General features: G+C 69.0%; 14 protein-coding genes. 7 read left to right on the top strand and 7 right to left on the bottom strand.

Annotation, left to right across the window (positions count from 1 at the left end; all coding sequences use genetic code 11):
- Nucleotides 1-69: 69 nt before the first annotated feature.
- Both A9A59_RS07610 and A9A59_RS07605 read left to right on the top strand, forming a co-directional pair.
- On the top strand, nucleotides 70-864 hold the full coding sequence (locus tag A9A59_RS07610; protein ID WP_098503707.1) for a hypothetical protein: 795 nt from the start codon (nucleotides 70-72) through the stop codon (nucleotides 862-864).
- A gap of 72 nt (nucleotides 865-936) precedes the next feature.
- Complete coding sequence (locus tag A9A59_RS07605) at nucleotides 937-1,323, top strand: VOC family protein (RefSeq protein WP_165772575.1); 387 nt, start codon at nucleotides 937-939, stop codon at nucleotides 1,321-1,323.
- Nucleotides 1,324-1,332: 9 nt separating this feature from the next.
- Here the strand turns inward: A9A59_RS07605 and A9A59_RS07600 are convergent, their stop codons facing one another.
- The 4 genes from A9A59_RS07600 to A9A59_RS07585 all read right to left on the bottom strand — a co-directional run bounded on the left by A9A59_RS07600 (nucleotide 1,333) and on the right by A9A59_RS07585 (nucleotide 5,342).
- A complete protein-coding gene (locus tag A9A59_RS07600) occupies nucleotides 1,333-1,716 on the bottom strand; it encodes a hypothetical protein (RefSeq protein ID WP_098503705.1) in 384 nt (127 codons plus the stop codon).
- Between the two features lie 199 nt (nucleotides 1,717-1,915).
- Nucleotides 1,916-2,803: a succinate--CoA ligase subunit alpha gene (gene sucD, locus A9A59_RS07595; protein ID WP_098503704.1), complete on the bottom strand. Its 888-nt coding sequence runs from the start codon at nucleotides 2,801-2,803 to the stop codon at nucleotides 1,916-1,918.
- A 103-nt stretch (nucleotides 2,804-2,906) separates the two neighbouring features.
- Entirely contained in the window at nucleotides 2,907-4,520 is a 1,614-nt protein-coding gene (locus tag A9A59_RS07590; RefSeq protein WP_098503703.1) for a CYTH and CHAD domain-containing protein, read from the bottom strand.
- A 42-nt stretch (nucleotides 4,521-4,562) separates the two neighbouring features.
- Nucleotides 4,563-5,342, bottom strand: coding sequence for an SDR family NAD(P)-dependent oxidoreductase (locus tag A9A59_RS07585; protein ID WP_098503702.1), 780 nt, complete (start codon nucleotides 5,340-5,342; stop codon nucleotides 4,563-4,565).
- A 128-nt stretch (nucleotides 5,343-5,470) separates the two neighbouring features.
- On the opposite strand from A9A59_RS07585, the gene A9A59_RS07580 reads away from it, so the two are divergent.
- Nucleotides 5,471-6,658, top strand: coding sequence for a CaiB/BaiF CoA transferase family protein (locus A9A59_RS07580; RefSeq protein ID WP_098503701.1), 1,188 nt, complete (start codon nucleotides 5,471-5,473; stop codon nucleotides 6,656-6,658).
- Nucleotides 6,659-6,741: 83 nt separating this feature from the next.
- Here the strand turns inward: A9A59_RS07580 and arsM are convergent, their stop codons facing one another.
- Together arsM and A9A59_RS07570 are read right to left on the bottom strand one after the other, a co-directional pair.
- Nucleotides 6,742-7,605, bottom strand: coding sequence for an arsenite methyltransferase (arsM, locus tag A9A59_RS07575; RefSeq protein WP_278286832.1), 864 nt, complete (start codon nucleotides 7,603-7,605; stop codon nucleotides 6,742-6,744).
- Between the two features lie 53 nt (nucleotides 7,606-7,658).
- On the bottom strand, nucleotides 7,659-8,291 hold the full coding sequence (locus A9A59_RS07570) for a uracil-DNA glycosylase (RefSeq protein WP_165772574.1): 633 nt from the start codon (nucleotides 8,289-8,291) through the stop codon (nucleotides 7,659-7,661).
- Between the two features lie 19 nt (nucleotides 8,292-8,310).
- On the opposite strand from A9A59_RS07570, the gene A9A59_RS07565 reads away from it, so the two are divergent.
- The 4 genes from A9A59_RS07565 to lipB all read left to right on the top strand — a co-directional run bounded on the left by A9A59_RS07565 (nucleotide 8,311) and on the right by lipB (nucleotide 12,421).
- Nucleotides 8,311-9,231: an SMP-30/gluconolactonase/LRE family protein gene (locus A9A59_RS07565; protein WP_098503700.1), complete on the top strand. Its 921-nt coding sequence runs from the start codon at nucleotides 8,311-8,313 to the stop codon at nucleotides 9,229-9,231.
- 129 nt (nucleotides 9,232-9,360) lie between these two features.
- Nucleotides 9,361-10,215, top strand: a complete 855-nt coding sequence (gene thyX / locus A9A59_RS07560; protein ID WP_098503699.1) for an FAD-dependent thymidylate synthase — start codon at nucleotides 9,361-9,363, stop codon at nucleotides 10,213-10,215.
- Nucleotides 10,212-10,427, top strand: coding sequence for a hypothetical protein (locus A9A59_RS07555; protein ID WP_133117548.1), 216 nt, complete (start codon nucleotides 10,212-10,214; stop codon nucleotides 10,425-10,427). The genes thyX and A9A59_RS07555 overlap by 4 nt, the downstream gene beginning before the upstream one ends.
- Before the next feature lie 146 nt (nucleotides 10,428-10,573).
- Nucleotides 10,574-12,421, top strand: a complete 1,848-nt coding sequence (gene lipB, locus A9A59_RS07550; RefSeq protein ID WP_133117547.1) for a lipoyl(octanoyl) transferase LipB — start codon at nucleotides 10,574-10,576, stop codon at nucleotides 12,419-12,421.
- 197 nt (nucleotides 12,422-12,618) lie between these two features.
- Here the strand turns inward: lipB and A9A59_RS07545 are convergent, their stop codons facing one another.
- Entirely contained in the window at nucleotides 12,619-13,368 is a 750-nt protein-coding gene (locus A9A59_RS07545; RefSeq protein WP_098503696.1) for a YebC/PmpR family DNA-binding transcriptional regulator, read from the bottom strand.
- Nucleotide 13,369: the final 1 nt, after the last annotated feature.

The following is a 13,369-nucleotide window of genomic DNA, read 5'->3' as shown; positions in this document are numbered from 1 at the left end:
GAGGGGGTTCGAGGTATGGCGAGGCGTGCCGCGGGGCGCCTGACGGAGCGGCGCGGTAGACTCGGGGACATGCACCGGTTTGTTGTTCTTCTGATGCTCGCTGCTGTCATTGGCGCGCTAGCTGCGGCGCCCGGCGCGCCGTTGCGGACTGTACGGGCCGAGGACGGCCCTGTTTCGATGGTGATCGAGCCGCAGCTCGATGGCAGCCAGTTTGTGACGGTCGTGTTCCACGCGCTCGACCGCGACGGCTTTTGCCAGCCACCGCCGGGCGCGGTCAGCCTGCACCCGGTGCTCAACATGCCGGTGGATTTCATCATCGAGGCGGGGGACGGGATTATCATCGAGACGAGCTCGGGCGGGATTGCCCCGGGACGCCAGGCAACCGGCGTCCGCACATTCTCGACCGCGGCGAATGCCGCGGCCGGGAGCCCGGTACGGAGCTTCCCGCCGCTGCGCGACGGGGTCACCGACGAGTGCCAGGCGTGGGTGCGGATTTCGCAGAGCATTCCCGGACCGCTCCGTGTGCTGGTGCTGGCGCCGGGTGACGGCGGCGGACAGGTCGGGTGGGTGGTCGAGGCAGGCCGGGACGCCTCCACGACCGTTCCGCTCCAGTTCCGCTGGACCCTGGTGACCTGGACCGGCCCGGCGACGACGCCCGCGCAGGCGCTCGAGGGCGTAAGCGGCGCGCAGGTGACCGCCATCTACGGATGGGAGGCGGCGAGCCAGGCGTGGCTGGCGTACTTCCCGGCGGGTGCGAATGTGCCCGGGGCGAACACCCTCACGTCGCTCGAGCCGGGGAAGGCATACTGGGTCGCCATCGCAGGACCGGGGGGCGGCTCCTGGCGGATGCCCTCGGCCCGTTGACGCTCGTGAGCGCCCGGGGCTAGCCTGCCCGGACGCCCCCGTGGGCCGGAGGTTTCCATGCCTGGATATGGTGTGATTCCCGCGCTCCGGTTTCGCGACCTCGAGGAAGCGGTCCGGTTCTACGTCGATGTGCTCGGCTTCGAGCTCCAGCGCGGAGACCTGGCGGAGGGCAATATCTCAGTACGCTACGGCGACGCGCAGCTGATGCTGGAATCGGCAGCTGCAGCGTTCTACGGCACGGCGTACAACCAGGCGATCCGCGAGCGGGCAGGAACCGCAGGCCCGAACGCCCTCTACATCGAAGCGGAGCGGATAGACACGCTCGCGCAACGGGCAGCCTCGGCAGGGGCGCGGATACTTGACCCGCTGGCTGAACGGCCGTGGGGACAGCGGGAGTTCACCGTGGAGGATCCGGCCGGGAACTGGCTGACCTTCTGGCAATCCCTGGGCGGCGGCTGACGCCCGCGACTAATCAATCGCCTCGGGGAGCGAGAGCCGGGCGAAGGCGAGTTCCGCTTCCTGGCGGGCGGCGCGTGCAATGTCGCGGGTGAACCGGGCGAGGCGCGATCGGTCCATGAGGGCGTCATCGCCCGCGCCGAGCAACTGCCACGCCTCCACGAGGATGCCACGGAGTGCCTGGTCAATGGCGCGGCCGGCAGGAAGGAGTTCGGGCTCCAGTCCACCGCCAGGCTCGAGCTCGCGGGCGAGTGTGTCGAGGCGGAACTCAATGGCGAGGGCGCAATCGCGGATGGCTTCGCGGACGGCCCGGGGGTCGCGGGCCGATTCGAGCCGGCGCACGGCGCCCAGCAGGGAGTCGACGATGCGCGGGGCGGCAGATTCGGACGCAGCCATGGTGCCTCCTCGAAGACCGGAAGACCCGGTTCCGGCGCCGAATAGGCCGGAGCGGGCCGGTACGGCGGGATGGCACGATGCTAGCCGACCGGGATGGCCAGCGCGTCATCGGCAGGCGGCCAGCGGCGAAAACGTAACACAACTGGAACAAACGGCCCTTGCCGCGGGCGCCGCTGGCCGACGGAGGGCGACGGTGGCGTCAGCGGAGCAGGCCGCGCTCGGCGAGGATGCGCTTCATGGTAGCGCCGATATCGGCCGGGGAATCCGAGACGACGGCGCCGGCGGCGCGGAGGGCGGCCTTCTTGTTCTCGGCCTTGCCGTCCTCGCCGGAGATGATGGCGCCGGCATGGCCCATGCGGCGGCCGGGAGGCGCGGTCGCGCCGGCGATGAAGGCGACGACGGGCTTCCTGACGTGCTCCTTGATGTAGGCGGCGGCCTCCTGCTCGGCGGAGCCGCCGATTTCGCCGACGAGCACGATGGCGTCGGTATCCGGGTCTTCGTTGAGCATGCGGACGGCCTCTGCCTGGCGGGTGCCGATGATGGGATCGCCGCCGACGCCGATACAGGTGCTCTGGCCGATGCCCTCGGCGGTGAGCTGCGCAACGACTTCATAGACGAGGGTGCCGGAGCGGCTCACGACGCCGACGCGGCCGGGCATGAAGACATCGCCGGGCATGATGCCGACGCGGGTCTTTGTGCCGGGCGTGATGACGCCGGGGCAGTTGGGGCCGATGAGGATGCTGCCGGTCGACTGGAGCGCTGCCTTGACGCGGACCATATCGAGGACCGGGATGCCCTCGGTGATGCAGACGATGAGCGGGATTTTCGCGGCGGCAGCCTCGAGGATGGCATCGGCGGCGCCGGGCGCGGGGACGAAGATGATGCTGACGTTGGCCCCCGTTTCGCGGACGGCCTGGTCGACCGTGGTGAAGATAGGAACGCCGTCCTGCTGTTCGCCTCCGCGTTTCGGGTGGATGGCGGCGACGACATTGGTGCCGTAGGCGATGGAGCGGCGCATGTGGTTGGCGCCTTCGGTGCCGATGCCCTGCACCAGCAGGCGGGTGTTCTGGTCGACGAGCACTGCCATGTGGCGAATTCCCGGGTAACGCGATTTCCGATTTCCGTCCGCGCGACGCGATGCCGGCTCAGGGTGGGTTCGGATGCCCGGGAAAGCATACCGGCTGGTGCTGCTAGGAGCGACCGGCGCCGACCGGTGCCGGGGCGTGGTGTGCGGGCGGGCGCTGGGCCTCCATGAGGCGGAGCAGCTTCTTCCATTCCGGGCCGGCGAGCTGGCGGTAGACCGACGGGAACTTTGCGCGGAGCTCCTCGGCGTGGGCGCGATAGCGCTCGGCGAGCATGCCCATGGCCATGAGGGTGCCGGGTTCGAGGCGGCGACCTGCACTGGCGGCAAGTTCTTCCAGCATCTCGATGGCCACGTACGCATCCTGGTGGAGGCCAAGCAGGTCCTGGAGCGCGGTCACGCGGGCGCTGAATTCAAGCGCCGGCTTGCCGTAGATGCCGTTGCCGACGAACTCGAGGGCGTAACGGAGCTTCTTGGCTTCGATGCGGAGGAGGTGGTAAGCCTCCGGCGGGGAGGTCTTCTTAATGCGGTCGCCGAGTTTGCGGACCTTCCGGTAACGGCGCTCGACGAGGTCGGGCGCGACGGCAAGGACCGGGGTGCGGCCCGGGGCGAACGACTTCGGCGGCCCCGCGCGGAGGGCGGCCGCAAACCGGGCGCAAAGCCGTTCGTAACGGCGCGAATCGAGCACCTGCAGCATCCGGCGGCGGGCGGCGGCACGCCGCTTGCGGAGGAGCGCTTCGATGCCGTCGAGCAGGTGCACGCGGTCGGGCGGGAAGCTGGCGCGCCACTCCGCCATCCGTTCGAGCTGGACATCGAGGTCGCGGACCTCGCCGAGGGCGCGGGCGACCTGCCCGAATTCGTCGCGGAAGGCGAGCATGCGGGGTGTGAGGAAGGGGCGGAAGGTGGCCATCGCAGCGCGCAGGCGGCGGGTTGCGACACGCATGTCATGGAGCGCCTCGATGTCCTCGCCGAGTCGGGTGCCGGGCTCGTTAAGCAGGAACACCCGGAACTGGCGGCGCAGCACGGCGTAGGCGACCTGCCCGACGGTCATGGACGGTTCGACCGTCTCCGGGCCGAAGGACGGCGGCTCGGGCGGGCGCCGGCCGGTAGCGACGAGCGCGGCTTCGAACTTGGAGGTGGACGCGGGAGCGAGGCTGCAGGCGGCCACGAGCGCATCGACGAACGGGCGAGCGCGCTCGAGGGCGTCGGCATCGACTTCGACCTCGACGCGGGAAAGCCGCACGGGCTCGTCGTCCGTCACGGGGATAGTGGTGTCATCGAGGGCGATTTCGCCAAGGGGGCCGTCGGCATCGGAAAGGCCGAACCGCTGGCGGGAGGTGAGCAGGCGGAAGAGGGGAACGAGCGGCTGGCGGCCACACAGGGCGCGGAGCGCCTCGCCGGCCTCACCCGGGGCCGACTTCGGGTCCGTGTCTGCCGCAGGCAGCACCGCGGTAATCTCGCGCCGGGTGCGGATGCCGTCGCTGGCGGCGGCCATCGACTTGAGCGTCAGCTCAGCGCCATCGCCCATTGAGCGTACGCGGCAGGTATACCCTGCGCGGTGGATGCGCCAGTCCGGGGTATCGAGATAGGTGTCGTCGAGGGACTGGGTGCTGCGGGGCTCGACGGTGTAGCCGGGCACGGGTTCCGACTGGAGCCAGCGGAGCACCGGCCGGGTATCGAGGGCGGCAAACTGCCATTCGACTTCGAGGGACGAGGACGTCACCGGGCCATGATACCGGCGGACAGGTAATGGCGTGGAGATGGGTCAGGCGCGACGAATGGTCAGGCCCCCATCGACCGGAAGGGCGACGCCGGTAACGAAGGAGGCCGCCGGCAGCGCCAGCGAGAGGGTCATGTGGGCGACCTCCTCAGGCAGGCCGTAGCGGCGGAGAGCGGTGCGCTGGCGGGCGTACTTTTGTTTGTCCTCTTCGGGGATGGCCTCCGTCATGCCGGTGCGGATGGGGCCGGGGCAGATGCAGTTGACCGTGATGCCCTCTTTGCCGAACTCGAGGGCGAGCGAGCGGGTGAGCCCGACGACGCCGTGCTTGGCGGCCGTGTAGGCGCTGTGGCCGGGCGTGGCGCCGAGCCCTTCGGTGCTGGCGATGTTGATGATGCGCGGGCTGGACGAGCGACGGAGGTACGGCAGGGCGGCGCGGATTGTGTACGTCATCGAGGTAAGGTCGACGGCGAGGGTGCGGGCCCAGACCTCGTCGTAGTTTTCTGCCTCGAGCGGGACGGCGGCGGAGACGCCGGCGTTGTTGACGAGAATGTCGAGGCCGCCAAATTCGCCGACGACCTCGTCGATGAGGCGCTGGACGGCGGCCCGGTCCGCGACGGCGCAGGCCCAGGCCCGGGCGGTGCCGCCTGCGGCGCTGATTTCTGCGGCGACGGCCTCGACGGGGGCCTTGCTGATGTCGACGGCGGCGACGCGTGCGCCTTCGTCGGCGAAGAGGATTGCGGTGGCGCGGCCCATGCCGCTGCCGGCGCCGGTCACTATGGCGACTTTGCCTTCGATCGAGCGGCTGAGCTGGCTGAGACGCGGCATGACAGCCTCCGGGGCGGACTTACGCGAGGTCTACCCGCACCGGGGCGCGGTTGCAAGCGGTTGCGCGGGCGGGCTTGCGCCAGCATGCTACCGGCACAGCTTACGCCCCTGCAGGAGACAGAAGACCCATGGTGATGGCACTCGACGGCATCAAGGTGCTGGACCTTTCCCGGCTGGCGCCGGGCCCGCATTGTTCGATGCTGCTGGCGGATTTTGGCGCGGACGTGACGCTGGTGGAGGCCGTGCCCGGCGCTTCAGCCAAGCTCGGCACGACGGGAGTTCGGCGGAGTGAGGCTGCCGAGCGCGCTGCTGCGTTCAATGCCCTCGGGCGCGGGAAGAAGTCGATCGCACTGAACCTGAAGGAAGAGGAGGCGCGAAAAATTTTTTACCGCATGGCCGAGGGCGCGGATGTGGTCATCGAGGGGTTCCGGCCCGGGGTGGTGAAGCGGCTCGGGGTCGATTACGACAAGCTGTCAACCATCAATCCACGGATCATCTTCTGCTCGATTTCGGGGTTCGGCCAGACGGGGCCGTACGCGAACCTGGTCGGGCACGACATCAACTACATCGCGATCGGCGGCGCCCTGGGGGTGACGGGGCGGCCGGGGCAACCCCCGGCGATCCCGGTAAACCTGCTGGCCGACTTCGCAGGCGGCGGCCTGACGGCCGCGTTCGCCATCTGCCTGGCGATTATCGCGCGGGAGAAGACCGGGCGCGGCCAGTACATCGACGTGGGCATGAGCGACGGGGTGCTCTCACTGATGACGAGCGCATTCAGCCATTACTTCTCGACCGGGCAGCCGATTCGGCCGGGCGAGTACCTCCTGAACGGCGCGGCGCCTTTCTACAACACGTACCGGTGCAGCGACGGGCGGTGGTTCTCGATCGGGAGCATCGAGCCGCACTTCTGGGAGAACCTTTGCCGCGTGCTCGGGACCGAGGACCTGTTGCCCCACCAGTTCGACCAGGCGAAGTGGCCGGAGATGATCGAGCGGTTCGCCGGGATCTTTGCGACGAAGACGGCGGACGAGTGGATGGCGGTTATGTCGCAATACGACATCTGCGCGGCGCCGGTGCTCGAGATGGAGAACGTGGTGACGAATGAGCACAACCTGGCCCGGGGGATGGTGATCGAGCTGGACTCGCCCATCGGGAAGGTGAAACAGATCGGGGTTGCGCCGAAGCTGAGCGATACGCCCGGGATGCCGCGTTCGACGGCGCCGCTCATCGGGCAGCACACGGACGAAATCCTCGGCGGGCTCGGTTTCACGGCCGAGCAGATCGCCGACCTCCGCAGCCGCGGGGTGGTGGGGTAGGTATCCCTCCGGGCTCCGGGACAGACAGCGCGGCCGCTCCGTGGGGGAGCGGCCGCGTGCCATCGCGGGCGCGTGCCGGCAGGTCAGCAGACGCCGCAGCCGCACCCGTCCTCTGATGCTGCGGGCTTGCGTGCGGTAACCGCCGCAGAAGCGATGCCCTTGCCGCCGGGGTATTCGGTGGCCACGGAGGCGACGTCGACGAAGCCGGCTGCCCGGATGTGGTCGAGGTACTCCGCTTCGAGCAGCGCCCCGGCGATGCAGCCGGCCCACTTTTCCATATCTGAGCGGATCTCCTGCGGGACGGGGCGGGTCCAGACGATGTCGGAGACCTGTAGCCGGCCGCCGGGCTTCAGCACGCGGAAGGCTTCGCGGAAGACGCGGGGTTTATCGGGCGAGAGGTTGATGACGCAGTTGGAGATGATGACATCGACCGACTCGTCGGCGACCGGGAGGTTTTCGATTTCGCCGAGGCGGAATTCGACGTTGGACGCGCCGACCTTTTCGGCGTTCTTGCGGGCGAGGCGAATCATCTCGGGCGTCATGTCAACGCCGATAACGCGGCCGGTGGGGCCCACCATCTTCGCCGCGAGGAAGCAGTCGATGCCGCCGCCAGACCCGAGGTCGAGCACGACCTGGCCCGGTTCGAGGGCGGCGATAGCGGTCGGATTGCCGCAGCCGAAGGCAACGTCGGTGACCGTCGCCGGCAGGTCCGAGATATCCGCGTCCCGGTAGAGGTCGGCGATGCGGGAGATGACGGCGTCATCCCGGGCGGGGCTTTCCTCGCCGCAGCAGGAATTCTCGGCGGGGGCAGCAGGGGAGCAGCAGGAGGCGGAATCGACGAGCGGGAGCTCCTCGACCGTCTCGGCGCGCTGGAGGACGGGCAGCACGCGGGTGGCGTAGGCGCGTGCGACCTGTTCGCGGATTTCGTCGGGGCCGGGTGTGGACACTGAGTGCCTCCAGGGAAGGATGGTGCAATCGTAATTTTCCGATGTCGGTGCTGTCAACGGAAATTTCCGATATCGGCAGCGGCAAGCGAGCGGACAAAGTCGCCAAGGCGACGCCAGTCGTCGAGCTGTCGCTCAAGGGGGCGATGGATGGCCGCACGGGCGCCCGGGTGATACAGCGGGAACAGCGCCAGGCCGCCCCAGTCGCGGGGGCGGGCCGCAGCGTCGCCGAGCCGCGCACCGTGGGGCCGGAGCTGTTCGAGCGCGGCGAGGGCGGTGGTCCCGAGCGGGACAATCACCGCGGGGCGGACGTGGTCGACGGCTGCCGCCAGCCAGGATGCGCAGGCGCGGACTTCGGCGCCTGAAGGGCGGCGGTTGCGGCCGCGCGAATCCAGGGGGAGGCAAAGGACCGCGTTCGTAACTGCGACACTGGATGGGTCGAGGCCGGATGTTGCGAGGAGGGCAGCGAAGCGGGCGCCAGCCACATCTCCGACGAAGGGCCGCCCGCTGCGGGCCGCACCGAGCCGCCCGGGGGCCTCGCCGACGAAGAGGACGGGTCGCGGCCCGGCGGGGAGATCGAGGACGGCCGAGCCCGGGACGACGCCGGGGCAGCGGCGGCAGGCGCGGCAGCCTTCGAGCGGAGGTGCGGGCTGGAAGGGTTCATCGAAGGCGGCGTAGGATGCGCCCATCTTGACGGAGGGTTCACGCGTGGAGCCTCGGATTGTTGCGACCGGCCTGGAGTTTCCCGAGGGGCCGGTGGCGCTGTCGAACGGCGATGTCATCGTGACGGAGATTGCGGCGGGGCGGCTCAGCCGTGTCAAGCCTGACGGGACCGTTGAGCTGCTGGCGGTGACCGGCGGCGGGCCGAATGGCGCCGCACTCGGCCCAGACGGCGCGCTGTACGTCACGCAAAACGGCGGTTTCCAGTGGCACCGCCGGCCGCTGCCGGACGGCTCGATGGGGCTCTTCCCCGGGGAGCAGCCCGCGGACTACACGGGCGGGGCGATCCAGCGGGTGACGCTCGCCGGCGAGGTGAGCACCCTGTACACCGAGTGCAATGGCATCCCGCTGAAGGGGCCGAACGACCTGGTCTTCGACCGCGAGGGGAACTTCTACTTCACCGACCTTGGGAAGAACCGGCCCCGCGAGAAGGACCGGACGGGGGTGTACTACGCCTCGCCGGACGGGAAGTTCATCCGGGAAATCATCTTCCCGATGGAAGGGCCGAACGGCATTGGGCTGAGCCCCGACGAAAAGACGCTGTACGTTGCCGAGACGCCGACGGGGCGGGTGTGGGCGTACGACGTGCAGGCGCCGGGGCAGGTGGCGAACGGCCGGGTTATTGGGACGGTGCCGGGCGCGCCGCCGTTCGGCTACGCCTTCTGCGACTCGATGTGCGTCGACGCGGAGGGCAATGTAATCGTGGCGACGATCCTGAACGGCGGGCTGACGATGTTTTCGCCCGATGGGTCAACGGTGCGGCATTTCCCGTGCCCCGACCTGCTCACGACGAATGCGTGCTTCGCGCCGAACCTGACGTCGCTGTACGTGACCCTCAGCTCGACCGGGCGCCTCGGCGTGTTCGACACATGGCCGACGAAGGGGCTGAAGCTGAACTTCGCCATCTGACGTTCCTCTCGGCGGGCCCCGGCTTGCGGCACATCATATCTTTTCGTCGTTCCTTGTCCGACAAATCGTTGGAGCCGACGATAAGCGCTTCCGCCGGGGCGCGGCGTGCCGCACGATGCGAGTGCAGCCATGGCGATTGCCGTCACGCTCCTCTCGCACAGCCCCGACCCGATCCGGTCGCTGTACATGGCGTACCGGACGTGCTACTCGTCGCTGACGCCGCAGCAGGTCGCCGCGCGCATCGGAGACGAGCGGATCTCGCGGGAAACGATGCTTGCGTTTGTGGAGGAGCGGCTGAAGACCGGGCACACCTCGCCGCTCGAGCAGGTGTGGTTCGAATTCGCCATCTCAGGCGTGAGCCGGGCGTTCTCTCACCAGTTTGTCCGGCACCGGGTCGGCATCAGCTTCGAGCAGCAATCGCAGCGGTATGTGACCTACAAGGGCGGCCGGTTCCCCTACACCGTGCCGGAGACGGTCGAGAGGGCAGGGCTGGCCGGGGAAATGGAGCGGCTGTTTGAGGAAGCGGGGGCCCTGTACGAGCGGATGGTGGCCGCCGGGGTGCCCGCCGAGGATGCGCGGTTCTTGCTGCCAAACGCGACGAACACGAACTTCAAGGTGACAGTGAATCTGCAGTCTCTGCTGCACATCTGCGACCTGCGGCTGTGCACGCGGGCGCAATGGGAGTTTCGAAAGGTTGCAGCCCTGATGCGGGCTGAGGTGATGAAGGTTGAGCCGGTGCTGGGGCGGATGCTGCAGCCGAAGTGCGGGGAGCGGCGGCTCGGCTACTGCGACGAAGACTACGAGGCGTGGGAAGCATGCCCGATTGGGCGGGTCCGCCCGCACAAAGAGTTGCTGTTCAAGGTCTATGAGTCGTACCGGCGGGGCGAACTGCAGCCGCTCAGGGATGAGGATTTCCGCACGATCGAGTCAGCCGCGGAGCTGCAGCCGGATAGCCCGGGTGACGGCGGAGCCGCTAGCGGGTGATCAGGGGGCCACGGTTCGGAAGGCTGGGGCCGGTGGTGCTCGGGGTGCTGGGCGCGGTGTCGGTCGGCGCCGGTGTCCTGGCCGGACGGGAGGGGCTGGTCATCATCGGCGTGGTGGCGCTGGCCGGCGTGGCGGTCGCCGGCGGGCCCGGGACGCTGGGGCGCCGGGCTGAACGGGAAGATGAGGGCAGAGCTGGCGACCCCGGCCGGTAGAGGGTGCGCAACCGGACGGCAACGACATCGTCACGACACCGGCAGGAGCACTGCGGCCGGCTAACGTATGGGGCGATGGGCCAGGGGCCGATCCTGAACACAGGGGGTCCGCAGTATGCGGAAGGTGAGCCCCCGGGGAGTTCCCTGTGGTCGCGCTCGTGGCTGTTCCAGACCTTGGACGGGAGATGGTCGGCGGGCTGGTCGCGGAGTGGTATCGGCCGGACGGCGCGGAGGTTGCGCCCGGCGAGCCGGTCTGCCGGCTGGAGTGTGAATTCATCGCGTTTGAGATTGAAGCGGAAGGCGGGGGGGTCCTTCGGCACCGCCGGCCAGCGGGGAGCATCGAACGGAAAGGCGCAATCCTCGGGGTCATTGTGGGCCGGGGGGAAGGGCTGCCACCGGAGGAAGAGCTGCGCGCCTTCGAAGTCGGCGCCCTGGCAGGCGGCAGCCGGCCGGCAGGTGATCCGGAACCGGAACCCGGGCCGGGTGCGGGCCATCGGGCGGTTGCGAGCGCGGAACCGGCAGTCGAGTCGAAAGAGGGGCCTGAGCAGGCGCCGGTGGTGCTCCCCTTCCCGGGACGGGGAGCGAGGACCGCGGCCGGCCGCATCGACCCGCTTGCAGAACCGGGGGGAGCCATCCCGGGGCTGCCGCTCTGGGACGAAGAGGCCGAGGCCGCACGCGCGGACGCCGAGGCGGGGTCCGGGCCCGGGGCAGCCGGCACGGTCGAGGACCGGGCCGACCGGTTCGAACAGATTGCCGAAACTGCAGCGGCAAGCGCGGAGGTCCTGAGCGCGCATGTGTGTGTTTCGTGGACGCGTGCGAAGGAGGCTGTGGCGGCACTCGGCGACGAGTGGCAGCCGTTCGGGCCGAAGCCGACGGTCGAGGACCTGGCCGTCCGCGCGATTGCCCGCGCGCTTGCCGAGGCGGGGCTGGAGGCGGGCCCGGCCGGGGTCGTGGTCGTCGAGCCCGAGACGGACCGTTCGTACGCGATCGAACACCCGCTCGATTCGGAATTTCGGGCGATGGTGCAGGCGCGGGCCGACGGCGGGGGCTCCTTTGAGCGGGCGGAATGGGTGGTCGTTTCGCTGATGCCGCTCGGGGTGGAGCGGCTGGAGCCCCGGCTTTCGGGCCTGCGGCTGGCATTCGGGCTGGGGCGGGCCCGGACGGCCAGGGCACGATCACGATGCGCTACGACAGCATGCTGTTCGGGGAAGGGGACGCTGGACGTGTCCTTGCTCGGGTACGCTCGTTGGTGGAAAACCCGTTCCGGCTCTGGGGGTAGGAGAACCGTGGAGACTGCAGAGGCAGCAGGACGTGCGGTGGCGGTGTATCACCTGGGCACGACGAGCTACGGGGAAGTGCACCGGTTGCAGCAGCGGCTGCAGGCTGCCCGCCGGGCCGGCTCCGGGGTGGACACGCTGCTGCTCACAGAGCATCGGCCGGTCTTTACCCTCGGGCGAAGCCATCCGGTCCCGAATCTGCGGGTCGCGGAAGACGTGGTCCGACAGTACGGCATCGAGATCGTCCCCACCGAGCGGGGCGGTGACATCACCTACCACGGACCGGGCCAGCTGGTGGCATACGGCATCATCGCGCTGAAGGGCTGGGGCATTGGCGTGACGGAGTACGTCAGCGGGCTCGAGGAGACGGTGATCGGCGTGCTGGCGGACTGGGGCCTCCGCGGCGAGCGATCGGTCCGCGGCCGGGGGGTCTGGGTGGAGGGCCGGAAGATCGCGTCGGTCGGGCTACATGTGCGCGGTTGGGTGACCATGCACGGCATTGCCCTGAACGTTGACACCGATTTGGAGCACTTCGAGCTGATCAACCCCTGCGGGATGGCTGACGTCGAGGTCACGACGATGGCGGCAGAGGTCGGCCGCCAGGTTGCGCTCGACGAGGTGGCAGAGGCGTTCGTGTTTCACTTCGGGCGGGTGTTCGACTGTGCGGCGAAGCTCCAGCCGATCCCGGGACGGGAGAGGGCGCAGCGGGGCAGGTGATGCCCGTGCTCCAGAGCTCCGATAGGGGCGGCCTCTGATCTTTTCGTGAGGATTGGAACCTCAACGCGTGGAGCCGCGTTTACTTCATGCAGGAAGGCATCACCCCGATGGCAGGCATCGTCAACGCGCTCGCACTGTTTGCAACGCTCTACGCAGCGGTCATCCTCATGCGGGTTGCGGGCTGAGCGAGACCGCGCTCAGCCGGCGTAAGAGGCGACGGCTTCGTCACTGAACTCGGCGTTGGAGTAGACGCGCTGGACGTCCTCAAGGTCCTCGAGGGCTTCGATGAGGCGGAGCGCCTGGTGGGCCGTTTTCTCGTCGAGTTCGATGGTCGTCTTCGGGACCATGGCGAAGTCGGCGTTTTCGACCTGGAAGCCGGCAGCCTCGAGCTGCTTCCGGACGGATTCGAGGGAGGCAGGGTCGGTGCGGACTTCGATGACGTCGCCCTGGACGTCGACATCTTCGGCGCCGGCGTCGATTGCCTGGAGTGCGACTTCATCGGGGTCGCGGCCTTCGAGCGGGATGGTGATGATGCCCCGGGGTTCGAATTGCCAGGCTACGGAACCGGTTTCGCCGAGGCTCCCGCCTGCGCGGCTGAACTGGTGGCGAACTTCGGAGACAGTCCGGTTGCGGTTGTCCGTCAGGGCGGAGATGAGGATCGCGATGCCGCCGGGTCCGTAGCCCTCGTAGGTGATCTCTTCGAGCTGGTCTTCGCTGGCGCCGCCGGTGGCCTTCGCGATGGCGCGTTCAATGTTGTCGTTGGGCATGTTGGCGGCGCGGGCGCGCTGGATAGCGAGGCGGAGCTTGAAGTTGCCGGCCGGGTCGGGGCCGCCCTGCTTGGCCGCCTGCATGATTTCGCGGGTGAGCTTGGTGAAGAGGGCGCCTCGCTTCTGGTCGTTGGCGCCCTTCTGGCGCTTAATTTGCGCCCACTTCGAATGGCCTGCCATC

The organism is Tepidiforma thermophila, assembly GCF_002563855.1.
GTDB classification, from domain to species: domain Bacteria; phylum Chloroflexota; class Dehalococcoidia; order Tepidiformales; family Tepidiformaceae; genus Tepidiforma; species Tepidiforma thermophila.
Note: the sequence above shows the minus strand (reverse complement) of the source record. Positions and strands in the feature narration are given on the sequence as shown.

What these genes read in the sequence shown, in the direction of transcription:
- A9A59_RS07610 (WP_098503707.1), top strand. Translation starts at nt 70, where the DNA reads ATGCACCGGTTTGTTGTTCTTCTGATGCTCGCTGCTGTCATTGGCGCG.
- A9A59_RS07600 (WP_098503705.1), bottom strand. Translation starts at nt 1,716, where the DNA reads ATGGCTGCGTCCGAATCTGCCGCCCCGCGCATCGTCGACTCCCTGCTG.
- sucD (WP_098503704.1), bottom strand. Translation starts at nt 2,803, where the DNA reads ATGGCAGTGCTCGTCGACCAGAACACCCGCCTGCTGGTGCAGGGCATC.
- A9A59_RS07585 (WP_098503702.1), bottom strand. Translation starts at nt 5,342, where the DNA reads ATGCCGCGTCTCAGCCAGCTCAGCCGCTCGATCGAAGGCAAAGTCGCC.
- A9A59_RS07580 (WP_098503701.1), top strand. Translation starts at nt 5,471, where the DNA reads ATGGTGATGGCACTCGACGGCATCAAGGTGCTGGACCTTTCCCGGCTG.
- A9A59_RS07570 (WP_165772574.1), bottom strand. Translation starts at nt 8,291, where the DNA reads ATGGGCGCATCCTACGCCGCCTTCGATGAACCCTTCCAGCCCGCACCT.
- thyX (WP_098503699.1), top strand. Translation starts at nt 9,361, where the DNA reads ATGGCGATTGCCGTCACGCTCCTCTCGCACAGCCCCGACCCGATCCGG.
- A9A59_RS07545 (WP_098503696.1), bottom strand. Translation starts at nt 13,368, where the DNA reads ATGGCAGGCCATTCGAAGTGGGCGCAAATTAAGCGCCAGAAGGGCGCC.